Source organism: Lysinibacillus sp. 1 U-2021 (assembly GCF_029916965.1).
In the GTDB taxonomy this organism is placed as follows: Bacteria; Bacillota; Bacilli; order Bacillales_A; family Planococcaceae; genus Lysinibacillus; species Lysinibacillus capsici.
In genome coordinates this window covers 2,284,448-2,310,518 of sequence record NZ_CP123966.1, presented here as the reverse complement: position 1 = coordinate 2,310,518, position 26,071 = coordinate 2,284,448, and the positions used below count along the sequence as shown (strand labels likewise).

General features: G+C 37.8%; 24 protein-coding genes. 22 read left to right on the top strand and 2 right to left on the bottom strand.

What is annotated here, in order from left to right:
- Positions 1-32: 32 nt before the first annotated feature.
- Positions 33-338, bottom strand: coding sequence for a YtpI family protein (locus tag QH639_RS11695; RefSeq protein WP_048393558.1), 306 nt, complete (start codon positions 336-338; stop codon positions 33-35).
- A gap of 90 nt (positions 339-428) precedes the next feature.
- Between QH639_RS11695 and QH639_RS11690 the strand changes: the two genes are divergently transcribed.
- The 8 genes from QH639_RS11690 (at position 429) to QH639_RS11655 (ending at position 10,744) form a co-directional block, all read left to right on the top strand.
- A complete protein-coding gene (locus QH639_RS11690; protein ID WP_131521342.1) occupies positions 429-1,373 on the top strand; it encodes a DHH family phosphoesterase in 945 nt (314 codons plus the stop codon).
- A gap of 22 nt (positions 1,374-1,395) precedes the next feature.
- On the top strand, positions 1,396-4,479 hold the full coding sequence (dnaE, locus tag QH639_RS11685; protein ID WP_131521343.1) for a DNA polymerase III subunit alpha: 3,084 nt from the start codon (positions 1,396-1,398) through the stop codon (positions 4,477-4,479).
- Between the two features lie 132 nt (positions 4,480-4,611).
- Entirely contained in the window at positions 4,612-5,253 is a 642-nt protein-coding gene (locus tag QH639_RS11680) for a FadR/GntR family transcriptional regulator (protein ID WP_048393566.1), read from the top strand.
- A gap of 24 nt (positions 5,254-5,277) precedes the next feature.
- Entirely contained in the window at positions 5,278-6,135 is an 858-nt protein-coding gene (accD, locus tag QH639_RS11675) for an acetyl-CoA carboxylase, carboxyltransferase subunit beta (protein ID WP_281116077.1), read from the top strand.
- Complete coding sequence (locus QH639_RS11670; protein WP_131521344.1) at positions 6,128-7,084, top strand: acetyl-CoA carboxylase carboxyltransferase subunit alpha; 957 nt, start codon at positions 6,128-6,130, stop codon at positions 7,082-7,084. Before accD ends, QH639_RS11670 begins: the two co-directional genes overlap by 8 nt.
- Positions 7,085-7,405: 321 nt before the next feature.
- The gene (gene pfkA / locus QH639_RS11665) at positions 7,406-8,365 is read left to right on the top strand and encodes a 6-phosphofructokinase (protein WP_048393573.1); all 960 of its coding nucleotides are present in this window, start codon (positions 7,406-7,408) and stop codon (positions 8,363-8,365) included.
- Between the two features lie 26 nt (positions 8,366-8,391).
- Positions 8,392-10,152 carry a pyruvate kinase gene (pyk, locus tag QH639_RS11660; protein WP_281116076.1) on the top strand — a complete coding sequence of 587 codons (1,761 nt, stop codon included), beginning with the start codon at positions 8,392-8,394 and terminating at the stop codon, positions 10,150-10,152.
- A 202-nt stretch (positions 10,153-10,354) separates the two neighbouring features.
- Positions 10,355-10,744: an FxsA family protein gene (locus QH639_RS11655; protein ID WP_281116075.1), complete on the top strand. Its 390-nt coding sequence runs from the start codon at positions 10,355-10,357 to the stop codon at positions 10,742-10,744.
- Here the strand turns inward: QH639_RS11655 and QH639_RS11650 are convergent.
- Positions 10,728-11,693 (bottom strand): AI-2E family transporter, encoded by a 966-nt coding sequence (locus QH639_RS11650; RefSeq protein WP_048393721.1) that lies wholly within the window; start codon positions 11,691-11,693, stop codon positions 10,728-10,730. The two genes, QH639_RS11655 and QH639_RS11650, sit on opposite strands and share 17 nt — an antisense overlap.
- A gap of 250 nt (positions 11,694-11,943) precedes the next feature.
- Between QH639_RS11650 and citZ the strand changes: the two genes are divergently transcribed.
- From citZ to polA, 14 genes are all read left to right on the top strand, one after another.
- Positions 11,944-13,059 (top strand): citrate synthase, encoded by a 1,116-nt coding sequence (gene citZ / locus QH639_RS11645; protein WP_004226238.1) that lies wholly within the window; start codon positions 11,944-11,946, stop codon positions 13,057-13,059.
- A gap of 79 nt (positions 13,060-13,138) precedes the next feature.
- Entirely contained in the window at positions 13,139-14,401 is a 1,263-nt protein-coding gene (icd, locus tag QH639_RS11640; RefSeq protein WP_048393581.1) for an NADP-dependent isocitrate dehydrogenase, read from the top strand.
- A gap of 178 nt (positions 14,402-14,579) precedes the next feature.
- A complete protein-coding gene (mdh, locus tag QH639_RS11635; RefSeq protein WP_281116074.1) occupies positions 14,580-15,518 on the top strand; it encodes a malate dehydrogenase in 939 nt (312 codons plus the stop codon).
- 158 nt (positions 15,519-15,676) lie between these two features.
- Positions 15,677-16,117, top strand: coding sequence for a MaoC/PaaZ C-terminal domain-containing protein (locus QH639_RS11630; protein WP_004226245.1), 441 nt, complete (start codon positions 15,677-15,679; stop codon positions 16,115-16,117).
- 52 nt (positions 16,118-16,169) lie between these two features.
- Positions 16,170-16,886 carry a response regulator transcription factor gene (locus QH639_RS11625; protein ID WP_131521346.1) on the top strand — a complete coding sequence of 239 codons (717 nt, stop codon included), beginning with the start codon at positions 16,170-16,172 and terminating at the stop codon, positions 16,884-16,886.
- Positions 16,883-18,418: a two-component system histidine kinase PnpS gene (gene pnpS / locus QH639_RS11620; protein WP_131521347.1), complete on the top strand. Its 1,536-nt coding sequence runs from the start codon at positions 16,883-16,885 to the stop codon at positions 18,416-18,418. Before QH639_RS11625 ends, pnpS begins: the two co-directional genes overlap by 4 nt.
- Before the next feature lie 350 nt (positions 18,419-18,768).
- Complete coding sequence (locus tag QH639_RS11615; RefSeq protein WP_131521348.1) at positions 18,769-19,137, top strand: CidA/LrgA family holin-like protein; 369 nt, start codon at positions 18,769-18,771, stop codon at positions 19,135-19,137.
- Positions 19,134-19,847 carry an LrgB family protein gene (locus tag QH639_RS11610; RefSeq protein ID WP_237898453.1) on the top strand — a complete coding sequence of 238 codons (714 nt, stop codon included), beginning with the start codon at positions 19,134-19,136 and terminating at the stop codon, positions 19,845-19,847. Before QH639_RS11615 ends, QH639_RS11610 begins: the two co-directional genes overlap by 4 nt.
- A gap of 150 nt (positions 19,848-19,997) precedes the next feature.
- On the top strand, positions 19,998-20,969 hold the full coding sequence (hflK, locus tag QH639_RS11605) for an FtsH protease activity modulator HflK (protein WP_131521350.1): 972 nt from the start codon (positions 19,998-20,000) through the stop codon (positions 20,967-20,969).
- Positions 20,969-21,979, top strand: coding sequence for a protease modulator HflC (gene hflC / locus QH639_RS11600; protein ID WP_131521351.1), 1,011 nt, complete (start codon positions 20,969-20,971; stop codon positions 21,977-21,979). Before hflK ends, hflC begins: the two co-directional genes overlap by 1 nt.
- 147 nt (positions 21,980-22,126) lie before the next feature.
- The gene (locus QH639_RS11595; RefSeq protein ID WP_193767386.1) at positions 22,127-22,576 is read left to right on the top strand and encodes a DNA polymerase I; all 450 of its coding nucleotides are present in this window, start codon (positions 22,127-22,129) and stop codon (positions 22,574-22,576) included.
- Between the two features lie 260 nt (positions 22,577-22,836).
- Positions 22,837-23,223, top strand: coding sequence for a hypothetical protein (locus tag QH639_RS11590; protein ID WP_131521353.1), 387 nt, complete (start codon positions 22,837-22,839; stop codon positions 23,221-23,223).
- 56 nt (positions 23,224-23,279) lie between these two features.
- Positions 23,280-23,432, top strand: a complete 153-nt coding sequence (locus QH639_RS11585) for a hypothetical protein (protein ID WP_193767387.1) — start codon at positions 23,280-23,282, stop codon at positions 23,430-23,432.
- A gap of 4 nt (positions 23,433-23,436) precedes the next feature.
- Positions 23,437-26,064, top strand: a complete 2,628-nt coding sequence (gene polA, locus QH639_RS11580) for a DNA polymerase I (protein WP_259419410.1) — start codon at positions 23,437-23,439, stop codon at positions 26,062-26,064.
- The last annotated feature ends 7 nt before the right edge of the window (positions 26,065-26,071 follow it).

Genomic DNA, 26,071 nt, shown 5'->3' with positions numbered 1-26,071 from the left:
GCAATTGCTTGGTCATCCCTTTGTTACATATATTATTGATTAATGCGGAATTCTTCCTCAACAAATTGTCCATAATGACGTGCTTTTTTTATATTTTCTACAATAACTAAGATGCCGAGCGCGGCAAGAATTGCTACAATAATAAATGTAAATAAGCTCGGGAATAAATAAGCTTGATTTAAAGCAAATGACAATATTAAGGAACCTAAGCCGATGTTCGCTTTGCTTTTATACCAGTTTTTAGCAATAGGTAATGGAGAACGGAATTGTTTTGTTTTAAAATAAAAATAAAAAACAAAAGATATGATAATCGCAAACACAAATATTAAATTGAGCATAGTAAACCTCCTAGCATAACTAGACATTATTGTAACGATAATTATGTAAAAATGCTAACGGTTCTTACTATCATTTTGGGGGAAATTATTGTGAAAAGACAAATCATCGACACAATTGAGGCCAATGAAACCATTATTATCCATCGCCATGTACGTCCTGATCCTGATGCTTATGGCTCACAGCAAGGCTTAAAAGAGATTATTTTAGCCAATTATCCTGAGAAAAAGGTTTTTGCTGTAGGGGAACATGATGCTTCTTTATCTTTTATGGCACAGCCTGATGAAATAGCGGATGAAGTGTATGAAAATGCTTTAGTTATTGTCACTGACACGGCTAATACAGAGCGTGTTGACGACCAACGCTACACAAAAGGAAAAATGGTGATAAAAATTGATCATCATCCAAATGATGATGCTTATGGTGATCTTTTATGGGTGGACACGACAGCAAGCTCTTGTAGTGAAATGATCTATGAATTATATGAAGAGGGCAAGGAAGTAGCAAACTGGAAACTTTCAGATGCTGCTGCACGCTTATTATTTGCAGGAATAGTGGGCGATACAGGCAGATTCCAATTCCCAAGTACAACAGCTAAAACATTTAAAGTTGCTGCGGATCTGATTACATATGATTTTGATCGAAACCAACTATTTGATGGCATGTACGAAATGGAGCAAAAATTACTTAATTTACAGGGATATATTTATCAAAACTTTACAATGGATGAGCATGGAGCTGCGTATGTGAAGCTAACAAAAGAATTACTGGCAGAACATGACACAGTGCCATCTGAGGCTTCTTTATTAGTAGGCTGCCTAGGCAGTGTTAAAGATATATGCTCATGGGTTGTTTTCATTGAAGAAGGGGATCAGATCCGTGTACGATTACGTTCGAAGGGTCCCGTTATCAATACATTAGCAAAAGAATTTAACGGTGGCGGACATCCGCTTGCATCTGGTGCTACTGCCTATTCATGGGAAGAAGCAGACCACGTTATTGCAAGATTAAAAGAGATTTGTAAAGCCTATCATTAACAGAGAAAAGGAAGGGATTCATTTGACACATGTATATACAAAGATGCATACGAGCGCGGATTTATTGAAAAGCACAATTCGGCTTGAGCAATTGATTCCTTTTTTACAAGAACAAAAGACACAAGCCTGTGCAATCGTTAATACGAAATTGTACGGGCTTTTGCCTTTTTGTAAAGCATTGCAGCAAGTAAATATCCATGCGGTTATAGGGCTTTCGGTTAACGTTCAGTGGCATGATAAAACGCTGCCCCTCGTCCTGTATGCGCAGACACAGGAGGGCTATCAACATTTATTAAAGATTAGTAGTGCGATTTCAATTAGACAAGATGATATGCTGCCTTGGAAATGGCTTGAGGGATATTCAGCAGGTTGTATAGCGCTACTTTCTTCAGACGATTTAACAGATGTAGATGACTGGCAGGCAATGGTTTCTGCTTTGGTCCAACTGTTTAACCATCACCTCTATATGGGGATTGCTAGACCTGGAGGGATAAAAGCTGAACAAGAAGATGATTTCGTTTCTTGGTGTGAAGAACATGCTATTGCACTTGTAGCATCTCAAAGCTGTTATTTCTTGCGTCCAGAAGATCATTTTGCTTATGAAGTAGCAAGAGCAATTGATACAGGAGAAAAGCTTGGTAATACTATGCAAACAGCTGATGTACAGGGCTATTTTGCCCCAACAGCATTCGAATGGCAAAATTGGTTTGCGGATCGTCCAGATTGGCTTGATGCCAGTACGAAAATGCTTGCTTGCTGTAAAGCTGATTTACCAAAAATGCCTGTGCAAATGCCTAAATTTCCTGTACCTGAAGGTGAAACAGCTGAAAGCTTGCTTGTTAAAGAAGCATTTACTGGATTAGAAGAGCGATTCAAGCAACTGGCAATACCCGGTGCTTACCATGAACGATTACAGTATGAACTAGAAATTATTTGCTCTATGGGCTTTGCTGACTATTTTTTGGTTGTGGCGGATTTTATGCGATATGCAAAAGAAAATCGAATTTTGACGGGACCTGGACGTGGTTCCTCAGCAGGTTCGCTTGTGGCATATAGTCTTTCGATTACCCAAGTAGATCCACTTGCCTATGGTTTATTATTCGAACGTTTTTTAAATCCTGAAAGAATTACCTTACCTGATATTGATATCGATTTTGTTGATAGTAAAAGGCATCAAGTCATTCAGTATGTTGCCCAAAAGTATGGCAAAGCAAATGTCGCACAAATTATTACATTTGGTACATTGTCTGCAAAAGCAGTTGCCAGGGATGTTGCACGAGTATTTGGCTTTGATGCGGAAATACTAGAAAAAATTTCGAAGATGATTCCAAATAAGCCGGGAATTACATTACAAAGAGCTGTAGCAGAGTCACAGGACTTTCAAGGCTGGTTAGCGGAGAATGATAAGCATTTGCGTTGGTACGAAGTGGCGTTAAAATTGGAGGGCCTACCAAGAAACTCGTCTATACATGCAGCTGGTATTGTCATCGCTCCATCGCCTTTAGTGAATACTGTACCGATTGAAGAAGGGCATGATGGTATTTATAGTACCCAATGGCCAATGGGAGATATTGAAGCATGTGGTCTCGTCAAAATGGATTTTTTAGGCTTGCGCAATCTTACTATTTTAGAGCAAATACGTTGGTCAATTTATAAAGCTGGTGGTCCTTGGATAGAATTTGAGCGAATCCCACTGCATGATGACAAGACGTTTCAACTATTACAAAGAGGGGATACGCTGGGGATTTTTCAATTAGAATCAGACGGTATGAAGCAAGCCTTGCGTGATATCTGCCCTACAACCTTTTTAGATATTGTGGCTGTAAATGCACTTTATCGCCCAGGTCCAATGGATTTTATTCCTGTCTATGCAAAACGGAAGGCTGGCAGAGAAATGGTAACGATGCCACATCCAGTGCTAGAGCCTATTTTACAAGAGACCTTTGGTGTGATCGTTTATCAAGAACAAATTATTAAAATTGCATCAGTACTGGCCGGCTTTACAATGGGACAGGCAGATTTGCTTCGCCGAGCAGTGAGTAAAAAAAATCGACAAGTTTTAGAGGAGCAACGCACAGCATTTGTTCAGGGGGCGCTACGCCAAGGCTTTGAGCAGCGTTTAGCTGAAGAAGTATACGAACTGATTGTACGCTTTGCGGATTATGGTTTCCCTAAAAGTCATGCTGTGGCCTATAGTGTTATTTCCTATCAAATGGCTTATTTAAAGGCGCATTTCCCTCAAAACTTTTATGCAGCGTTATTATCAAATGCCACGGGAAATGTAGAAAAGATTCAACAATTTGTCCATGAGGCAAAAGATAAGGGCATCCCATTTTATCCACCTTCATTAAAAAGTAGTACGAAATATTTTATGGTGGAAAAGGAAGGCATTCGCTACAGCTTATCAGGAATTAAAGGTGTGCCTCATACATTTATAGAAAAAATACATGGACTCCGTCAAACAAATCCAGAGGTATTAAATAACCTATTTGATCTAGCTGTTGCCTTAAGTGCGCAGCATTTTAAGCCAAAAGTGTTGGAATCATTGATATATGCTGGGGCGCTTGATTATCTAGAAAAAGATAGAGCCGTCCTCATCATTACAGTTGAGGCAGCTTTGAAACACGCGGAACTTTTAAGGCCAACTGAAGATATTGATTTAGCATCAGCAATGGCATTTAGTTTTGGTAAACCAAAATATATGCAGGCAGAAGCAATGTCCCAGAAGGAAAAATTGATGCATGAAAAAGAGAGCTTGGGCTTTTATATTTCTACCCATCCAGTTGCACAGGAAAGACTCTTCTGGGCGGATATCAATAGTACCTGTCGAGAGTTGAAGCAGAAGCGTGATGGTACCTCCATAAAAATGATTGGTCTGATTGAAGAAGTGAAGAAAATCCGTACGAAAAAAGGTGAGCAAATGGCTTTTGTTCAGCTACAGGATGAGTTTGGAACAGTTTCCACTACATTTTTTCCACAAACCTTTCAGTTGGTCCAAGACCTGCTGGTAGAGGAGGAAATGTTATGGATTGAAGGTGTTTTAGAAAGACGTTTTGGCAAGCCGCAAATCAAAGTAAAACATGCGCAAACGACGAAAAAGATATAAAATGAAACAAGAAATTAGAAACTGCATTAAATTTTATGCAGTTTTTTCTTTACTTTTGCACAGTTATTTTGTAAGCTAGAGTCAACGTTAAAAAGTGGTCAGACCACTTTTTTGATAAGGGGAGTTAGTCGTATGGATAAAAAAACCGAACAAAAAAAAGTGTTTTTAGAAATCGTCCAACAACTACGTCAACTCATTAAAATGGAAAAAATTCAAGCAGGTGAGAAGCTACCTTCCGAACGAGTTCTATCAGAGCGTCTAGGTGTCGGGCGATCCTCTGTGAGAGAGGCTTTGCGAAGCTTAGAGTTGCTAGGGCTTATTGAAACGAGACATGGTGGTGGTACTTTTCTTGCGTCCACACATAAGCATCAGCTCGTAGAAATACTGTCGATGTTTATATTAGAAGATGAAAAATCAAAAAAAGATGTCGAATTAACGCGACAAATTCATGAAATGGAAGCAATCCGCGTAATAAGTTGTACAGAGATTCTTCGCACACTACCTGTGTGGGATAGTTTTTTTGTGAAACTAGAAATAGAAGGTACAATTAATTGTCGAGATATTTTAAGAGAACTATTAATTACGACAGGTAATCGTCTTTCATTAAAAATCTGGTTTCAATTAGCAGCTTATGATGGCGACCGTTTAAATCGAAACTCAACAGAAGATGAAAAATTAATCATTCAAACGATGTTGAAATCGATGCAGCTGGGTTACGAAAAAGAAGCATTAAAAGCTTATGAGCAGTGGATGAGTACTGTACAGAGCATTTAGACAACAACAAAGGGGGAGTCGAACATGGCAATACGTAGCTTATTTAGTGGTAATCGAAAAAAGAAAGAGGACGGGCAAGAAAAGGCATTTCCAGAAGGGTTAATGACAAAATGTCCTGAATGTCGTCACATTCAATTAACAAAAGAATTAGAAAAAAATCATAAAGTATGTACAAAATGTAGTCATCATTTCAAAATGACTGCTCAAGAACGTGTGGACTATTTCTTAGATGAAGGCTCATTCGAATCCATGGATGATCATTTACAAACAAGTAATCCCCTTAATTTCCCAGCGTATGTTGAAAAAATTACAGCAGACCAAGAGAAAACAGGCTTGAATGAGGCTGTCCTAACAGGCGTTGGTACAATAGATGGGGAAGAAATTGTCGTAGCGATTATGGATTCGCACTTCCGTATGGGGTCAATGGGCTCTGTAGTCGGTGAAAAAATTACGCGAGCAGTAGAGAAGGCAACTGAACTAGGTGTACCATTTATTATCTTTACCGCTAGTGGTGGTGCTCGTATGCAAGAGGGCGTATTATCATTAATGCAAATGGCGAAAACTAGTGTCGCATTAAAACGCCACAGTGATCAAGGCTTATTGTTCATCTCCATCTTAACGCATCCAACAACAGGCGGAGTTTCAGCAAGCTTTGCTTCTGTTGGTGATATAAATATTGCAGAGCCACAGGCATTGATTGGCTTTGCAGGGCGACGTGTAATTGAAGAAACTGTACGAGAAAAACTACCAAGTGATTTCCAAACAGCAGAATTTTTATTAGAGCATGGTCAGCTTGATGCCATTTTCCATCGCAAAGATTTACGTAAACAAGTTTCTTTACTTGTAAAAATGCATACGAAAGGCGGCGTACAACATGTCTAAAAATTTAGCATTTGAAGAACCTGTCGTACAATTACGTGAGAAAATTGATGAATTAAAAACAATTGCTGCTGAAGCAGAAGTTGATATGTCTGGTGAAATCGAGAAGCTTGAAACACGTTTATCACAATTAGAGCAATCGATTTATGCCAATATGAAGCCGTGGGATCGTGTGCAAGTAGCAAGGCATCCAGAAAGACCTACAACGCTTCAATATATTGAAGCAATGTGTGAAGATTTTATTGAATTACATGGTGATCGTACATTTGGTGATGATGCAGCCATTCTTGGTGGAATTGCCATTTTCGAAGGGCAACCAGTAACAATAATTGGACATCAACGTGGTAAGTCTACTAAGGAAAATATCCGTCGTAATTTTGGTATGCCTCATCCAGAGGGGTATCGAAAAGCACTACGCTTGATGAAGCAAGCTGAAAAATTCAAACGACCAATTATTTGTTTTATTGATACAAAAGGTGCTTACCCAGGGAAAGCTGCTGAGGAACGTGGTCAAAGTGAAGCAATCGCTAGAAACCTTGTAGAAATGGCTGGCTTAACTGTGCCTGTAATTAGTATCGTTATTGGTGAAGGAGGAAGTGGTGGTGCATTAGCATTAGGTGTAGCAAACCGTGTCTTTATGCTTGAGAACTCGACTTACTCTGTTATTTCGCCAGAAGGAGCGGCATCTATTTTATGGCGTGATGGTAGTCTGGCTAAGCAGGCAGCAGAAGCCATGCGTATCACAGCACCTGATTTGAAAGAACTTGGTGTAATTGATGGCATTATTCCTGAAATTATTGGTGGAGCACATCGCAATGTAGCAAAACAGGCCCTTTCTATTAAAGAATGCATTAGTGACACACTTCATGCATTAAATTCTTTAAATGGAGCACAATTAGTTGAAGATCGCTATGAAAAATTTAAAAAAATTGGACAGTATACAGAAGTGTAAATCTGTTTGTAAAAAGATGAATGTTGTTTGCTTTAATAGGATATAAAATTTAAAAGCTATATATTTGCTCGTTAAGAGACAAAATTTGTTTCTTAACATATTAAAAAGCTATAAAAATGAAAGAAGATAATAGCGCATAATAAACGCCAGACTTCTTGAAAAAATGTTAGATTTAGGATGTTTTTAGGTGGAAAGAGTGTGTGAAAGCGCATTCTTTTCATTTTTTATGTAAAAGTTATGTTTTTGTATCCCCAGAACCCTTACATAGTTTGTTTTTTCATGTTAATGTGAATAATAATAGTAACTGCAGGAGGTTCGACAATGAAAAAAATTGCTGTATTAACTAGTGGTGGAGATGCGCCTGGAATGAACGCTGCTATTCGAGCGGTCGTTCGTAAGGCAGCATTTCATGGAATTGATGTTGTCGGAATTAAGCATGGTTATGAAGGCTTAGTAAAAGGATTTATGGAAGAACTTGATTTAGGTGCAGTTGGTGGTATTATCCAACGAGGTGGCACGCATTTGAATTCGGCAAGATGCCCAGAATTTAAAGAAGATGCTGTTCAGCAACGAGGTATTGAGAATTTACGAGCTGCTGGTATTGAAGGACTTGTTGTCATTGGTGGTGATGGATCTTATCGAGGTGCCATGGATTTGGTGAAAAAAGGCTTCCCTGTTGTAGGGGTACCTGGAACAATTGACAATGATATTCCTGGAACGGAATATACGATTGGCTTTGATACAGCCCTAAATACAGTTGTAGAATCCATTGATAAAATCCGAGATACTGCTACATCCCATGAAAATTCTTTCATTGTAGAGGTAATGGGACGTGATGCAGGAGATATCGCTTTATGGGCAGGTCTAGCTGCTGGTGCTGAAACAGTTTTAATTCCAGAAGAAGATTATAATTTAGATGATATTGTCGCACGCTTAGATCGTGGTGCTGCACGTGGTAAAAAGCATAGTATTATTATTGTGGCAGAGGGTGTTATGTCAGGAAGTGAGCTGGCAAAACTGTTAAAAGAAAAAACAGGAAAAGAAACACGTGTTTCAGTATTAGGTCATATCCAACGTGGTGGATCACCTACAGCAAGAGATCGCGTATTAGCGAGTCAGTTTGGCGCACATGCAGTTGAATTACTTATGGAAGGCAAGGCTGGTCGAGCAGTAGGTATTCGCAATCATCAAGTCATTGATTATGATATGCCAGAGGCTTTTGAAAAGAATCATGAGGCTGATGTAAGCCTATATACACTAATGAAAGAACTATCAATATAATTTGTTATAAAACGGAGTGGGCAAAAATGAGAAAAACAAAAATCGTATGTACAATTGGACCTGCAAGTGAGTCACCAGAAATTTTAGAAAAATTAATCGAAGCAGGTATGAATGTAGCCCGCTTGAATTTTTCACACGGATCACATGAGGAACATGCAGGGCGTATTCATTTAATTCGTGAAGTGGCACAAAAATTAAATAAACCAGTGGGAATTTTACTTGATACAAAGGGACCAGAAATTCGTACACATAACATGAAAAATGGCGAGCTTAATTTGTCAGCAGGTCAAGTAATTGATATTTCAATGACAGAAGTAGAAGGTACTGAGACGAGCTTTTCTGTCACATATGAGCGCTTAATTGAAGACGTTGAGCAAAATTCAATTATTTTACTTGATGATGGACTAATTCAACTACGTGTATTAGCAACGGATATGGAAAAAGGATTAATTCATACAATTGTTGAAAATGCTGGCGTACTAAAAAATAAAAAGGGTGTTAACGTACCAGGTGTTTCTGTACAACTACCAGGTATCACAGAAAAAGACGCACAAGATATTTTATTTGGTATCGAACAAGGTGTTGATTTTATTGCTGCTTCATTTGTTCGTCGTGCAAAAGATGTTCTTGAAATTCGTGAATTGCTTGAACAAAATGGTGGTAGTCATATTCAGATCATCCCCAAAATTGAAAACCAAGAGGGTGTCGATAACATCGATGAAATCATCCTGGTATCTGACGGTTTAATGGTTGCTCGTGGAGATCTTGGTGTTGAAATTCCAGCAGAAGAAGTACCACTTGTACAAAAGAAATTAATTCTAAAATGTAATCAAGTTGGTAAACCGGTAATTACGGCAACTCAAATGTTAGATTCCATGCAGCGTAACCCACGACCAACACGTGCAGAAGCAAGTGATGTAGCCAACGCAATTATTGATGGAACAGATGCTATCATGTTATCTGGTGAAACTGCCGCAGGTCTTTATCCAGTTGAATCAGTACAAACGATGAATAAAATTGCACAACGCACTGAAAATTCATTAGATTATCGATCAATTGTTTCTACACGTAGTCGTGAGAAAGAAGCAAATATGACAGAGGCAATTTCACAAGCTGTAGCTTATACTTCTATCAATTTAGGGGTGAAAGCCGTATTAGCTCCAACAGAAAGTGGTAATACAGCGAGAATGATTGCAAAATATCGACCAGGAGTGCCAATTGTTGCCGTAACAGGCTCTACAAATACAGCTCATACATTAACACTAGTATGGGGCGTATACCCAATTGTGTGTCAACGCGTGACAACAACAGATGAAATTTTAGAACTAGCTGTGGATGAAAGCTTGAAGCATGGTTTTGTTACACATGGAGACGCAGTTGTCATTACAGCAGGTGTACCTGTAGGTGAAGCGGGTACAACAAACTTAATGAAAGTTCACATTATTGGAGATTTACTTGCACGTGGACAAGGGATCGGAAAAGCATCAGTTGTTGGTAAAACAGTAGTTGCTAAAAATGCTGCTGAGGCACTTGCCTACGATACAGACGGATGCATCCTTGTTACAGTCGGTTCAGATCGTGATATGATGCCTGCTCTAGAAAATTGTATTGGCCTAATTACGGAAGAAGGTGGACTTACTAGCCATGCAGCAGTTGTAGGGTTAAGCCTAGGTATTCCAGTAATCGTTGGTGTAAAAGAAGCAACTACATTAATCCGTCATGGTCAAGAAATTACAATGGACGCTGAAACAGGTGTGATATACAAAGGACATGCAAGCGTTCTTTAATAATTAACAAAAAGCTCTAGTGCGGTTTGTTGTACTAGAGCTTTTTCATAAAGGTTGTACACACACTTTATGGAAACTATTAATTTCTTTCTTTAACAGAAGTTGCTTTCTCTTAGAATAGGTCTATTCATTTTTTTATGAAACTAAACGGGCTATAATAACGTATAGAAGGTATAGCTTTTCAAGTAGAAAGGAGAAAAATATGCGAAAAATTTTTCTTGGTTTCATTGTCTACACATTAGCCGAATTGACGTTATTAATAGTCATTGGACAAAATATTGGTGTTTTAAGTACATTATTGCTCATTATTGCTACGAGTGTGATTGGGATTTATGTCATGAAAAATAAAGGTATGAACTCTGTTAAAAATGTGAAAAATACATTGGCACGCGGAGAAGCGCCAGGAGCTGCATTAGTGGATACTTTTTTAACTTTTGGTGGTGGTTTGCTTTTAGCGTTACCTGGATTTTTAACAGATGTCATAGGGTTATTCCTACTCATGCCATTTTCTCGAAAAATGTTCCAACCCATTGTCTATTACTGGATGCGTAAAAAAATGAAAAAAGGTCAATTCATCATCGTTCAAAGATAGAGTTTTCTTTCAGTTTTACAGCTAGAAATAAAAAGATAGGGCTCAGTAATATACCATAAAAGCCAAATAATAGAATAGAGGCAGCGCTGATAAAGAATGTATGGAATGTGCGTAGCTGAAGCGTATTGGACCAAAGCATCGAATCGGCTAGCTGCCTTGTTAATTGTACAAATAAATAGAGTAGTAAAATGGCCACACATAAAAAGGTATTGCCATTGAAATAAAAATAAATGCTCATTGGCACAAGAAAAACGCCAATTCCGAAAAACGGTAGTACATCTGCAAATGCTACAATAAATGCTTTAATAATGGCTTGTTCAAATTGAAGGATCATAAAGCCAGCACAAAGAATAAGTAGGGTAATCGTAAATAATTGAAACTCTACAAATAAGAAATAATGAAAAAGTTGCATGATTTTTGCAAAATGAGATTGCCACTCTTGACGATATTTTTTAGGCACATATTGAAAGAACCAATAGCGTGATTTACGTGTTTCTAAAAGCGCAAAGTAATAAGCGACCAAAAAGATGAAAACCTCAATGACATGCTTCATTAATAATTGAAAAAGATCTGCTGTATATACGATGATGGAATCGAAAATGGACAGTGATTTTTCTTTTAAAACTTGTACAAACATGGATTCATATTCACTGAAAAGCGGGAAATTTTGTAAAGTCTCTCGAATTTCTGGGAAAATGACGATAATACTGTTAATAGATATGACAACTAGTAGAAAAATACAGGTTAATATTAATACTTCCACAATAATTGCTGCAATCCAATACGCAATCCTACAATATTTGTGTAAAAAATTTATGATAGGATACGTCGAAAATGATAAAAAAATTGCGAGTGACACAGGTAATACAAACCAAAGTATGACTAAATAAAAAATAAATAGCAAAACGCTCGTAGTTCTTTCGTATGAAAAATACTTTAAATTCCTCATTTTTACAAATTCACCCCAAACCAATTGATAAATTAATGTCAAAATATACAAAAAAATCTCTTTAGGACAATTATATAGTCGTTCGGACGTCTTTTTCTTTATTTGGAGGATTTTCATTCACAAAGCTGTCAAAAATGATTATAATAGCAATGTAAGCGATTTACTTAATGGTTCATATGAGCAAAATTCGTAAATGCAACATAAAAAACGCATTTGCAACAAAAAAATAAGTATGAGGGAGCGATAATTTATGTCAGCAACTAAAGGTTTAGAAGGTATCGTAGCAGCGGAATCTAAAATCAGTTCAATTATCGATGACACACTTACATATGTTGGTTACAACATTGATGATTTAGCAGAAAATGCGTCATTCGAAGAGGTAATTTACCTGTTATGGCATACTCGTTTACCAAAAGAGGACGAGCTAGCTGAATTAAAACAACAATTGGCAGACAACATGTCAATTCCGCAAGCGATTGTCGACCAATTTAAAACATACCCACTTTCAACTGTACATCCAATGGCTGCATTGCGTACTGCAGTATCTTTACTTGGTGTATTCGATGAAGAAGCGGATGTTATGGATCCAGAAGCAAACTACCGTAAAGCAATTCGTCTACAAGCTAAAATTGCTACAGTAGTAACTGCATTTGCACGTGTTCGTAAAGGTTTAGAGCCAGTTGCGCCAAAACCAGAATTAGGATATGCGGCAAACTTCTTATACATGCTAAAAGGTGAAGAGCCAGAAGCTATTGAAATTGAAGCATTTGACAAAGCATTAGTGTTACACGCTGACCATGAATTGAATGCATCTACCTTTACAGCACGTGTATGTGTAGCTACATTATCTGACGTTTATTCAGGTGTAACTGCAGCGATCGGTGCATTAAAAGGACCACTTCATGGTGGAGCGAATGAGCAAGTTATGAAAATGTTAACTGAAATTGGCTCACTTGAAAATGTTGAATCTTATATTCAAAATAAATTAGACAACAAAGAAAAAATCATGGGCTTCGGTCACCGTGTATATCGTAAAGGCGACCCTCGTGCTCCGCATTTACGCGTAATGTCTAAAAAATTAACTGAGCTAACTGGTAAACCAGAGCTTTACGAAATGTCAGTTAAAATCCATGACATGATCGTAGAACAAAAGAAATTACCTGCAAACGTAGATTTCTTCTCTGCGTCAGTGTATGATTCTTTAGGTATTGATCATGACCTGTTCACACCAATTTTCGCAGTATCACGTACTTCAGGTTGGGTGGCACATATCCTTGAGCAATATGCTAATAACCGCCTAATCCGTCCACGTGCTGAGTATGTTGGACCAGGCATGCAAAAATATGTTCCAATCAGCGAGCGCTAATTTGGAAAATATGCTAGAATGTTTGGGACTGTGTTATCACTAACACAGTCCTATGATTATGAATTTAGGAGGCAACAGAATGTCAAACAAAATTGTAGTTGAAAATGGCGTACTTAATGTACCAAACAATCCAGTAATTCCTTTCATCGAAGGTGATGGAATTGGTCCAGATATCTGGGCAGCAGCATCACGCGTAATTGACGCAGCAGTAGAAAAAGCTTATAACGGTGAAAAGAAAATTGAATGGTTAGAAGTTTTAGCTGGTGAAAAAGCATTTAACCAAACTGGTGAATGGTTACCACAAGAAACTTTAGACAAAATTAATGAATACTTAATCGCAATCAAAGGTCCTCTTACTACACCAATCGGTGGTGGTATCCGCTCTCTTAACGTAGCATTACGTCAACAACTTGACTTATATGTATGCTTACGCCCAGTACGTCACTTTGATGGAGTGCCTTCTCCAGTTAAACGCCCAGAAGACGTTGATATGGTTATCTTCCGTGAGAACACTGAAGACATCTACGCTGGTATTGAATTCGAATCTGGTTCAGAACAAGCTCAAAAAATCATCAACTTCCTACAATCTGAATTTGGTGTAAATCAAATCCGCTTCCCAGAAACTTCTGGTATCGGTGTTAAACCTGTATCTAAAGAAGGTACTGAGCGTTTAGTACGTTCTGCTATCGAATACGCAATTAAACATAAACGCCCATCTGTTACTTTAGTTCATAAAGGTAACATCATGAAATTCACTGAAGGTGGATTCAAAAAATGGGGTTATGAATTAGCAGAAAAAGAATTTGCTGATCAAACTTTCACTTGGAACCAATACGATGCTATCAAAGCTGAACAAGGTGAAGAAGCAGCAAACAAAGCTCAATCTGATGCTTTAGCAGCTGGCAAAATCTTAGTGAAAGATTCTATCGCTGATATCTTCTTACAACAAATCTTAACTCGTCCAACTGAGTTCGATGTAGTAGCTACAATGAACTTAAATGGTGACTATATTTCTGATGCTTTAGCTGCACAAGTTGGTGGTATCGGTATCGCTCCAGGCGCGAACATTAACTATGTTACTGGCCATGCGATCTTCGAAGCTACTCACGGTACAGCTCCAAAATATGCTGGTTTAGATAAAGTAAACCCATCTTCAGTATTACTTTCAGGTGTATTAATGCTTGAACACTTAGGATGGCAAGAAGCTGCTGACATGATCACTCAATCTGTTGAGAAAACAATTTCTTCTAAAGTTGTTACTTATGACTTCGCACGTTTAATGGACGGCGCTACAGAAGTGAAATGTTCAGAATTCGCTAATGAGTTAATCAAAAACCTATAATTTTCTATTCTACAATAGAATTTATCGCTAAAGCGGATGCTTTTTTCTGCCGATATAATTAGGGTGACAGTAAATTTTAATTGAATATTTACGATAAACTTGTTTAATTGAGGGAGTGAGATGGAAGTCTCCTCCCTCTTTTAAAATATATAACCTAATTTTAAAGGAGCGTATTCAAATGTCTCTGAAACGAAAAAAAATCTCAGTTATCGGTGGCGGTTTTACAGGCGCTACTGCAGCATTTTTAGCAGCTCAGAAAGAACTTGGTGACGTCGTATTAGTGGATATTCCACAAGTAGAAAACCCAACAAAGGGTAAGGCGCTAGATATGTGGGAGGCAGCACCAATACAAGGGTTTGACTCTTATGTGCAAGGTACTTCCAATTATGCAGATACGGCGAATTCTGACGTAGTGATCATTACCGCTGGTGTTGCACGTAAACCAGGTATGAGCCGTGATGACCTTGTTCAAATCAATCAGAGTGTTATGAAAACTGTTTCAAAAGAGATTGCTACGCATTCACCAAATGCTACAATCCTTGTACTGACAAATCCAGTTGATGCCATGACATACACAGTATACAAAGAAACTGGCTTCCCTAAAAACCGTGTAATTGGTCAATCAGGTGTTCTTGATACGGCTCGTTTCTGTGCATTTGTGGCAGAAGAACTTAAAATTTCAGTGAAGGATATTACTGGTTTTGTATTAGGTGGTCACGGTGACACAATGGTACCGTTAACACGTTATTCATTTGCTGGTGGTATTCCGTTAGAAACACTTATTTCTGCTGAACGTTTAGAAGAAATTGTTGACCGAACGCGTAATGGTGGAGCAGAAATTGTCAACTTACTTGGTAACGGCTCTGCCTATTATGCGCCTGCTGCGGCACTAATAGAGATGGCTGAAGCTATTGTAAAAGACCAAAAACGTATTTTACCATCTATTGCTTATTTAGAAGGCGAGTACGGCTATCATGATTTATACTTAGGTGTTCCTACATTACTTGGCGAAAACGGTATTGAAAAAATCTTTGAGCTAGAATTAACGGACAAAGAAAAAGCAGCTTTAGATCAATCGGCAGAAGCAGTTCGTAATGTGATGAAAATTTTAGTGTAGAATATCAGTCTAAATCTTAAAGCGAGTAGGGAATGTTCCTGCTCGTTTTTTTATGTTTCCAGGGTTGAGAAAGGTAAGGTTCTTCTGCTTTTCATTGTACTTTTAGCATAAAATTGATACTATGAATGTAGTATGATAGAAAAGGGGTTGGCGTATCTTTGCTTCAAAAAAATAGTAAACTTGGTCTCACAATCGATGAAATTACAGTTGGCGAGAAAATCCATATCACTGAAAAAATTGAAGATAGGGATCTATTGCTTTATTTAGGCCTTACAAACGATAGTAACCCGCTTTATATTCAACATGATTATGCGGCTATGACACCTTTTCAAAAGCCAATTGTGCCGACAATTATGTTAAATGGTATTATTACATCAGCTGTGTCAAAGTATATTCCAGGACCAGGTGCACGAATTATTGAGCAACATTTGAAATATTTAGGACCTCTCTATCATTATGAATTGTTCGATACGCTATTAGAGGTTACAGCAATCAATAAATATGACAATACCATCACTGTCTCTGTCCACTCCTATAATGAGCAGAAACAGCTTGTAATTGAAGGTTTATTGCTTGTGACTCCACCACTTGCGCTATAGACGTCTTGAGATTTGAAATGGGGGTTTCAAATCACTAACGGAGGCATTAGACATGACAAAAACGATTTTAGTAATTGAAGATGAATTTTCGATTGCAACATTATTGAAATATAATTTAGAGCAGGCAGGCTATGAAGTAGAGACGGCTGCTGATGGTCAGGAAGGGCTTGAAAAAGCAATCGCTTTACAGCCAAATTTAATTCTTTTAGATTTGATGCTTCCAAAACTAGATGGCATGGAGGTCTGTAAACAAATACGACAGCAACGTATGAATACGCCAATTATTATGCTAACTGCGAAAGATGACGAATTTGATAAAGTTCTTGGTCTTGAGTTGGGAGCAGATGATTACATGACAAAGCCTTTTAGTCCTCGTGAAGTTTTAGCGCGTGTCAAGGCTGTATTAAGACGTTTCACGCAAAACGTTGTCGCAGATGATAAGGATGAGGCGCAGGAAAAAATGTATGAGTTTGGACAACTGCGCGTGTACCCAGAGCGATTTGAAGTATTTTTACAGGATGAGGCACTGGAATTTACACCAAAAGAGTTTGAGCTACTCATCTATTTACTTGAAAATAAAAATCGTGTATTAACACGTGATCAGCTATTAAGTGCTGTATGGAAATATGATTTTGCTGGCGATACTCGAATTGTGGATGTACACATTAGCCACCTTCGCGATAAAATTGAAGAAAATAGCCGTAAGCCGATGTTTATAAAAACAATTAGAGGTCTTGGTTATAAATTTGAGGAGCCGAAAACGACATGAAATCGATGAGCAACCGCTTATTCTTGACATTCATGCTTTTACTTGGAACGATACTAGCTGTCCTAATGATTGTTATAGGTCAGCTTTTTCCTGTTTATATAAAGCAATATAACGAGCAAGCATCCACTGAGATAAGGACATCAATGGACCAAGTAATCGATGAACGCAAAATGGATTTAACAAAGGAAGATCAGGAAGCCTTGTACGCAGCTCAGGCTATGGAACGAGACGAATCCTTATTGAACTATGTCCGTGCTCGCCTTTACGGAGTACTGGCTATTCTCTTTACCATCACGTTGATATTAATAGCAATTATAAGTCGTTATATGATACGTAACTTTACAGCACCGATTGATAATGTGACCGACACGGCCCTTGAGCTTGCAAAGGGTAACTATCGTGCGCGTGCTCAAGAAAATGAACATGAGCGGATGATCCCACTGAGTCATTCCATAAATATATTGGCACGGAATTTGCAAGATATTACAACGATACGTGAAGTAGAGGAAGAAAGACTGAAAACCTTAATTGAAAATATGGGAAGCTCCCTAATGATGATTGGTCGTGAGGGGAATATTTCCATTGTAAATCGAGTATTTCTAGAACGCTTTGGAATGCAGCTTGATGATGTCCAAGGAAAGGTTTTTCGTACAATAGGCTTACCTAAATCATTAGAACAATTTATCGATCATGTCTTTCTGACAGAAATGCCTTATCGACAACAAATTAAAATGGAAGTCCAGCAAGAGCTTTATAACAAAGAAGTTTATGGGGCACCAGTCATCGGGGATCATGGGCGATGGCTTGGCGTTGTTATCGTTATGCATGATATAACGGAACTAGTTCGATTAGAACAAATTCGGAAAGACTTTGTTGCGAATGTATCACATGAATTACGCACACCTATTACATCTATTAAAGGCTTTTCAGAAACTTTATTGGATGGGGCCTATAAAGACGAAAAAATGCTGATTTCCTTTTTGGAGATTATATATAAAGAAAGTAATCGACTTCAAATGCTGATTCAAGATTTACTAGAGCTCTCAAAGATCGAGCAGCATGGTTTTACTGTCAATATTATGCCGATGGGCTTACAGGATGTTCTAATTCGTGGAGCAGAATTGACAGCTCCGCGTTTGGATGAAAAAAATATGAGCTTCCAGGTGGATATCGAACGAGATGTCCAGGTTATGGGGGATGCCAATCGTATCATTCAGATTGTGACGAATTTAATTACCAATGCGATTACATATTCACCTGAAAACACAACTGTTTCTATTCGATTAAAGGAAAATGAAACACATGGCATTATCGAAATAGAGGATCAAGGGATTGGAATTGAAAAGCATGAAATCGCCCGCGTTTTTGAAAGATTTTATCGAGTGGATCGAGCGAGAAGTCGTAATTCTGGTGGAACAGGCTTAGGGTTAGCGATTGTTAAGCATTTAGTCGAGGCGCATCATGGCCGAATTCAAGTAGAGAGTGAAGTCGGCATAGGAACTAAAATGATTGTCATGATTCCGAAAAATTAACAAATCCTTTACATGAACAACACGTTACATTCATATTTGGGCACTATACTTATCTCTAGAAACCCCCAATATGATTGTTAAGACGATGACCATAAAAATCTAATAGAAGATTTTTAAATGCTTTATATTCGCCCAGAAAGAATTTAGTGTTTTTTAAACACTAGGTTCTTTTTCTGTTTTACAGGGAAGGTAAATAGGTGTAAAGTATAGTAGCATAACGTTTAACAACCATCTTACCCGCGATTGTCTGTTAGACGAACACTTTGACAGTCAGTGAATCAACCTTCTTATCATTCGAATCGTGTTTTCCTGACTGTTGAGGCACAGAAAAAAATGAGAGAAGGATGACCATGAAAATCGTCAAAAGTATCGTGCAAATCGGCTATCTTTATATCCTATTATTAATCGGAAATACTATTGCACGCCTACTTCATTTGCCGATTCCAGGGAGTATAATAGGACTTGTCCTATTATTTTTGCTGTTACAGTTTCATATAATTAAGCTTGAATGGATTGAATTAGGAGCAGCCGTACTATTAAGTGAACTCTTATTATTCTTTATTCCATCTGCCATCGGTGTTATTGATTATCATGCCTTATTCGGTCTGCAGGGAATGAAGGTTGTGCTGGTCATTGTCGTGAGTGCCATTGTGGTAATGTTTGTTACGGGGTATACAGCACAATGGCTAGAGCAGCGAAAGAAGGGTGATGCGATATGACTTTATTAATCGCCATTGTCAGCTTACTTGGGACGGTTGCTATTTTTTATATTTGTAAAATGTTTTATAAAAAATATAAAAAAGAATGGCTGACACCTATGCTGATTACACCTTTAGTCATTATAGGTATTTTACTACTGACAGGTATATCTTATAAATCCTACAATTCTGGAGCGAGTGTCTTAACAAATTTACTAGGACCAGCAACCGTTGCGTTTGCCGTTCCTATATATAAAAATGTCAACCTATTAAAAAAACACGCATTTGAAATTTTCATCAGCATTGCTGTTGGTTCTGCGGTTGCTATTGTGTCATCCTTTATGATGGCTCTATTTGTGGGCTTAAATGATGAGTTGGTGCATAGTTTAGTGCCACGTTCTGTCACAACTCCTATTGCGATGGATATTTCTAATATGATTGGTGGTTCTCCTACGCTTACAGCTGTTTTCGTTATGACGACTGGTATTTTAGGGAGCTTGTTAGCACCAATCGTTATCAAAGTATGTCGTTTCCACAGGCCTTCATCTAGGGGCTTAATGCTTGGTATGGGTGCACATGGAACGGGTACATCTAAAGCATTTGAATTTGGAGAGCTAGAAGGCACCTTTGCTAGTCTAGCGATGATCGTTGCTGCATTAATTAGTATTGTATTATCCACTACCGTTTTCCCAGTATTTGAACATCTGGTTATCAATATCCTGTTGCCATAAAAGGTAACAGGATTTTTTTGCAATAATAAGCTTTTGTTAAGCGTGTGATACAGAGGATTCTGTCCTTTACAATCATTATATGAAAATATTTTGAAACTTTTTATAAAGGTTCACCGTAAACAATAGTACTAAGCAAAAGGAGGAACAGACATGAGTGTGAAAAGGACACTAATGATTGTTGGACTTGGAATATTTGGAATTATTGCACTTATTACAGTTTTTACATCATGGTACACGGTAGATGAATCAGAGCAAGCTGTGGTTATTACATTTGGTCGTGCCGATGATACAGTAACAAATCCAGGTCTTCATTTTAAATTACCTTGGCCCGTCCAATCCGTAGAAATTTTGTCAAAAGAAACGTTTAGTCTGCAATTTGGTTATAAGCAAAATAAAGCAGGTGAGTTAGAGGCATACGACGCCGAAACAAAAATGATTACAGGGGATGAAAATATTGTCTTAACAGACCTTGTTGTTCAATGGAAAATTACAGAGCCTAATAAGTTTTTATTTAATTCGCAAGATCCAGAAAGAATACTACATAGCGCGACATCGAGTGCCATTCGTTCTATCATCGGAAGTTCTTCTATCGATGCAGCGTTAACAGAAGGTAAAGCTGACATCGAAGCAAATACTCGCCAATTATTAGTTTCTCTTATTGAAAAATATGATATTGGAATAAGCGTTTTAGGTGTGAAATTGCAAGATGTAGAATTGCCAAATAAAGATGTGCGTGCAGCATTCACTGCTGTAACAGATGCACGTGAAATGAAAAATACAAAAATAAACGAAGCTGAAAAATATGAAAACCAACGCATTAATGAGGCTCAGGGTGAACGTGATGCGATTATGTCCAAGGCTAAAGGTACTAAAACAGCCCGTATCGAGCAAGCTCAAGGGGATGTAGCCGTCTTTAATAAAATGTATGAGCAATACAAGGGAAATCAGCAAATTACAAGAGAGCGATTAATATTAGAGACGCTTGAAAATGTCTTGCCAAAAGCCCAAATTTACATTATGAATGATGACGGTAGTACGATGAAGTATTTACCACTTCAGCAACTACAGCCTCAACAGTCGCAACAGACACAAACAGAGAAAAAAGAGGGGAGCGGTAACTAATGGACCAAAAAAATAAGGATCTAGAAAAATTCCTCAATTTCTTATCTGGTAAAAGTAAAAAAGCTGCTCCTTCAGAAGGTGATTCGGGGGACAATGTAGTTAAAATGTCGAAGAAAGGACCGAAGAATCCTAAAAAATATATCTCTCTAGCTGTAACATTGACGATCATATTCGCTCTAGCGATTACTTTATTAGCGAATATTTATATCGTTAAAGAATCAGAGTATGCAGTTGTTCGGCAGTTTGGAGAAGTTGTTAAGTTTGAACGTGAACCAGGTTTAAATATGAAAATTCCTTTTATTCAAAGTGTCACGAAGTTACCAAAAAACCAAATGACATATGAGATTTCGGAAGAAGAGATTAATACAAAGGATAAAAAACGAATTATTATTGATAATTATGCTGTATGGCGTATTACGGATCCTAAGCTATTAATTTCGAATGCTGGTACGATAGAAAAAGTTGAATCACGTATGGAAGAATTCATTTATTCTGTTATTCGCTCTGAACTTGGCCGAATTAACTATACTGAGATCATAAATGATGAGGATTCTTCTCGAGGCAGCATAAACGATCAAGTAACTGAACGTGTTAATGAACTTCTTTCCAACGATAACTATGGTATTGAAGTAGTAGATGTGCGTATACGTCGCATTGATTTACCAACAGAAAATGAACAATCCGTTTTTACGAATATGATTTCAGATCGTGAATCAATTGCCCAAAAGTACTTGTCAGAAGGAGATGCACAGAAACGTCGTATTGAGGCACAAACAGATCAACAAGTACAAGAAATGCTTGCTAAAGCAAGTAAAGAAGCTGCTTTAATTCAAGCTGAAGGAGAAGCAGAGGCTGCAAAGATTTACAATAAATCTTTCTCTCAAGATCCTGAATTTTATTCTTTATACCGCACACTAGAATCGTATAAGAAAACGGTTGGGGAAGATACGGTTATTATCTTGCCAGCTACTTCACCATATGCCAACATCTTGTCTGGTTATATAAAATAAGTTTAAAGTCGTCTCTGTCTTGAAGGAGACGACTTTTTTGTTGCACTAGAATTATAACTATCCGTGAAATCAAATTATTATAGGAAGAAAATAATAGAAATTTATAAGTTTGTATTCCCCAATCAGCTATAATTTGATAGAATGATAATGTTTAAAAAAGAATGGTTGGGGGTAAGGGCTTTGAAATTACAAATTAGCAAATGGCTCCAAAATTTAGGGATTGCTTGTAGTATAGCTTCGATAGTAACACTTCTCTTCCGTCTATCCGATTTTTCGTGGGTGACGAAGAGTGTTTATCATATACCAGTATTTTTTGTTTGTATCTTTTTAGTCAGTATTATTATTGCAGATGATGTAAGAAACCTTTTTAAGAAATTATTTTGGTATGAAAAAAGAAAGGTCAAGCGTCCTATTTGGCAAGTTGGAATTGGCTTAATCTTCTTTTTGGCACAAATTAGTACAGTAATGGTATTTAATCAAGAGCTAACATATCCACAATTAGGCGGCATGCCGTTATTCCTTGTGTTTGCTTTTATGAATGCATTTATATTAACTGTCATCTATGAAGAAGTTTTTTATCGTACTTCAAATCAATAACAACTATTAGGAACTTTCATTTACAGGAGACTTGTCCTTGAATGAAAGTTTTTGCTTTTTAGTAATGGATGTAATAAGTAAATTATTAACATTTGTCAGTATTGCCCTTATTTAATCTGTAGTACAGTCAAGTTATTGAGAATAGTCAATGACTAAACTTGATAGGCGGATGCATACATACCATATTGAATTTTTTAACCTAGTTTTAACCTTTAGTATGTATGATAAGCAAAGATTCATTTTAATAGGAGGTAATAAAGATGAAAAAGGTCGTGTTTGGAAGTGCTTTAGCAGTCGGATTATTATTTAGTGGGGCAGGGCAATCCTCTGCTAATAGCCTAATTCAACCAATTGATATTCAAGGCATGGATCTAGAATCGGCATTACAGGCAGTTCAATCGCAGCGAGCACAGCTGTTCGAAAATCAGCTTAAGGATCAACTAGAGGGGATTCATCAACGAAATCAGCAGCTAGCTGATTTGAATGCACAGCAAGGTCAAATGGATGTTTTAAGTAATTCACAGCAAATGGATATGCTCCGTTTACAAAGCATGAATAGTAAACGGAATGAGGCTTTTGATGTAATGACTAATTTTGTGAAAAAAATGCAGGATAGTCGTTCATCTATTATAGGTAATATGCGTTAAGGGTGTTAAAATATTTTAAACAAGTCAACCGCCGTGCGCGCGGTTGGCTTTTTTGAATGAAAAGAAATGCTAAAGTAGTGGATAGAGACTTAAAATTGGTGGATAAACCATTAAAAATAATGGATAACCTTGAGGATGGACGCCTGCTTTTTTTACTTGAAATGTATTGTTATGATAAAGTAGAAGTAGAAGACAACGCAGGAGGATAAAATCATGACCAAGGAAAAATTACTATTATTGGACGGTAATAGTTTAGCGTATCGCGCGTTTTTTGCGTTGCCATTGCTAACGAATGATAGTGGCATTCATACGAATGCTGTATACGGCTTTACAACAATGCTACAAAGAATATTAGAGGAAGAACAGCCAACCAAAATATTGGTTGCTTTTGATGCTGGGAAAACAACCTTCCGCCATGAAACTTTTACAGAATATAAAGGAGGACGTCAAAAGACTCCACCAGAATTATCAGAGCAATTTCCTTATTTACGAAAGCTCATTGATGCGTATGGTATTAAGCAATATGAGCAGGAATTATATGAAGCGGATGATATTATCGGAACGCTTGCTAAAGAGGCTTCATCACAGGATATGGATGTCATCATCGTTTCTGGAGACCGTGATTTAACTCAGCTGGCGACAGAGCAAGTAACCGTTTATATAACGAAAAAGGGTATTACGGAAATAGAGAAAAATACACCAGCCTTTATTGCGGAAAAGTACGGATTAACGCCGCTCCAAATTATTGATATGAAAGGCTTGATGGGGGATTCCTCCGATAATATTCCTGGTGTACCAGGCGTCGGGGAAAAAACGGCTGTAAAATTATTAAAAGAGCATGGCTCCGTTGAAGCACTTTATGAAGCAATGGATACATTGAAAGCTTCTAAAATGAAGGAAAAGCTTGTAGCTAATGAAGAGCAAGCCATCATGAGTAAGAAACTGGCAACGATTTATACGGATGCTCCAATCACCATTTCACTGGCTGATCTTGCCTATAATGGGCCAAAAGAAGATGAATTAATCAATGTGTGGCGTGAGCTTGGCTTTAAATCGCTGCTTGATAAAAGTGACTTTACAGTGCAAGAAGAAGAACAGGCGCCTCTCGATTATGACCTTGTCCAGGAAGTTCGACCTGAGGATTTAAAAGACGTGATGGCTGTGCATGTAGAGCTTGAAAACGAGCACTATCATACCTGTCAGCAGCTAGGAATTGCCTTATCAGATGGCGTAAAGACGCAATATATTCCATTTGATAAAGCAGCAAAATCAGATATTCTCCGTCGTTGGCTAGAAGATGCCACAAAAATAAAATATATGTCCGATTCTAAGGCAGCTCAAGCATCATTAAAGCGAGCTGGGATTCAATTAGCTGGCGTTGACTTTGATTTGCTACTTGCCTCTTATATTAATAATCCAGCATTAAGTGGCGATGATATCGCAACACTTGCAAGGGAACTAGGCTACTATGATGTCCAAGCAGATGAAGCGGTATATGGAAAAGGTGCCAAGCGTGCAATACCTGATCTGGACCAACTTGCACAGCATGTTAGCCGTAAAGCTTTTGCAGTATGGTCATTACAGCCGAAACTGGAAGCCTTATTAAAGGAAAATGAACAATTCGATCTTTATAAAAACCTAGAGCTACCATTGGCAGGAATTTTAGGTGAAATGGAAAGCGAAGGGATTACGGTTAACCGCGCTACGTTAGAGCAAATGGGGCAAGAGCTTAATGATAAACTTGTGGTAATTGAGCAAGAAATTTATGCAGAAGCTGGAGAAACCTTTAATATTAATTCACCAAAACAATTAGGTGTGATTCTATTCGATAAGCTAGGGCTACCTGTGATTAAAAAGACTAAGACAGGCTATTCAACTGCTGCAGATGTCCTAGAAAAACTACAGTCAGAGCATGCTATCATCGAACATATTCTGTTGTATCGCCAACTTGGAAAATTACAATCCACATATATTGAAGGCTTACTAAAGGAGATTCATGAATCAGATAGTAAAGTGCATACGCGCTTCCAGCAAGCTTTAACTGCAACAGGGCGTTTAAGCTCAACAGACCCAAATTTACAAAACATCCCAATTCGTTTAGAGGAGGGCCGCAAAATTCGTCAAGCCTTTGTACCTTCAAAAGAGGATTGGATATTATTTTCTGCTGACTATTCGCAAATTGAATTACGCGTTCTTGCACATATGTCAGAAGATCAAAACCTTGTTGAGGCTTTCCGTGAAGGAATGGACGTTCATACACGTACAGCTATGGATGTATTTCATGTGTCAGAAGATAAGGTAGATAGTAATATGCGTCGCGCAGCGAAAGCTGTTAACTTTGGAATAGTCTACGGTATTAGTGATTATGGTCTATCCCAAAACTTAGATATTACGCGTAAGGAAGCAGCTAATTTTATTGAAAAGTATTTCGCAAGTTTCCCTGGTGTAAAACAGTACATGGATGACATTGTACAAAATGCGAAATTTAATGGTTATGTGACAACGATATTAAATAGACGCCGTTATTTACCGGATATTACAAGTTCAAACTTTAATTTAAGAAGCTTTGCTGAGCGTACGGCGATGAATACGCCAATTCAAGGTAGTGCAGCGGATATCATTAAAAAGGCAATGATTGATATGGATGCTCGATTGAAAAAAGAAAAGATGCAGGCAAAACTGCTGCTTCAAGTGCATGATGAACTAATCTTTGAGGCACCAAAGGAAGAGATTGCCTTGCTAGAAAAAATAGTACCAGAAGTCATGGAGAACGCTATTGAGCTTGCTGTACCGCTTAAAGTAGATTTTAACAATGGCTCAACTTGGTACGAGGCAAAATAAGGAGGGA

Bases quoted from the DNA above. Each gene is read 5' to 3' on its own strand.
- QH639_RS11695 (WP_048393558.1), bottom strand. From the start codon at position 338: ATGCTCAATTTAATATTTGTGTTTGCGATTATCATATCTTTTGTTTTT.
- QH639_RS11680 (WP_048393566.1), top strand. From the start codon at position 4,612: ATGGATAAAAAAACCGAACAAAAAAAAGTGTTTTTAGAAATCGTCCAA.
- accD (WP_281116077.1), top strand. From the start codon at position 5,278: ATGGCAATACGTAGCTTATTTAGTGGTAATCGAAAAAAGAAAGAGGAC.
- QH639_RS11670 (WP_131521344.1), top strand. From the start codon at position 6,128: ATGTCTAAAAATTTAGCATTTGAAGAACCTGTCGTACAATTACGTGAG.
- pfkA (WP_048393573.1), top strand. From the start codon at position 7,406: ATGAAAAAAATTGCTGTATTAACTAGTGGTGGAGATGCGCCTGGAATG.
- pyk (WP_281116076.1), top strand. From the start codon at position 8,392: ATGAGAAAAACAAAAATCGTATGTACAATTGGACCTGCAAGTGAGTCA.
- QH639_RS11655 (WP_281116075.1), top strand. From the start codon at position 10,355: ATGCGAAAAATTTTTCTTGGTTTCATTGTCTACACATTAGCCGAATTG.
- QH639_RS11650 (WP_048393721.1), bottom strand. From the start codon at position 11,693: ATGAGGAATTTAAAGTATTTTTCATACGAAAGAACTACGAGCGTTTTG.
- citZ (WP_004226238.1), top strand. From the start codon at position 11,944: ATGTCAGCAACTAAAGGTTTAGAAGGTATCGTAGCAGCGGAATCTAAA.
- icd (WP_048393581.1), top strand. From the start codon at position 13,139: ATGTCAAACAAAATTGTAGTTGAAAATGGCGTACTTAATGTACCAAAC.
- mdh (WP_281116074.1), top strand. From the start codon at position 14,580: ATGTCTCTGAAACGAAAAAAAATCTCAGTTATCGGTGGCGGTTTTACA.
- QH639_RS11625 (WP_131521346.1), top strand. From the start codon at position 16,170: ATGACAAAAACGATTTTAGTAATTGAAGATGAATTTTCGATTGCAACA.
- pnpS (WP_131521347.1), top strand. From the start codon at position 16,883: ATGAAATCGATGAGCAACCGCTTATTCTTGACATTCATGCTTTTACTT.
- QH639_RS11615 (WP_131521348.1), top strand. From the start codon at position 18,769: ATGAAAATCGTCAAAAGTATCGTGCAAATCGGCTATCTTTATATCCTA.
- QH639_RS11610 (WP_237898453.1), top strand. From the start codon at position 19,134: ATGACTTTATTAATCGCCATTGTCAGCTTACTTGGGACGGTTGCTATT.
- hflK (WP_131521350.1), top strand. From the start codon at position 19,998: ATGAGTGTGAAAAGGACACTAATGATTGTTGGACTTGGAATATTTGGA.
- hflC (WP_131521351.1), top strand. From the start codon at position 20,969: ATGGACCAAAAAAATAAGGATCTAGAAAAATTCCTCAATTTCTTATCT.
- QH639_RS11595 (WP_193767386.1), top strand. From the start codon at position 22,127: ATGTTTAAAAAAGAATGGTTGGGGGTAAGGGCTTTGAAATTACAAATT.
- QH639_RS11590 (WP_131521353.1), top strand. From the start codon at position 22,837: ATGAAAAAGGTCGTGTTTGGAAGTGCTTTAGCAGTCGGATTATTATTT.
- QH639_RS11585 (WP_193767387.1), top strand. From the start codon at position 23,280: ATGAAAAGAAATGCTAAAGTAGTGGATAGAGACTTAAAATTGGTGGAT.
- polA (WP_259419410.1), top strand. From the start codon at position 23,437: ATGACCAAGGAAAAATTACTATTATTGGACGGTAATAGTTTAGCGTAT.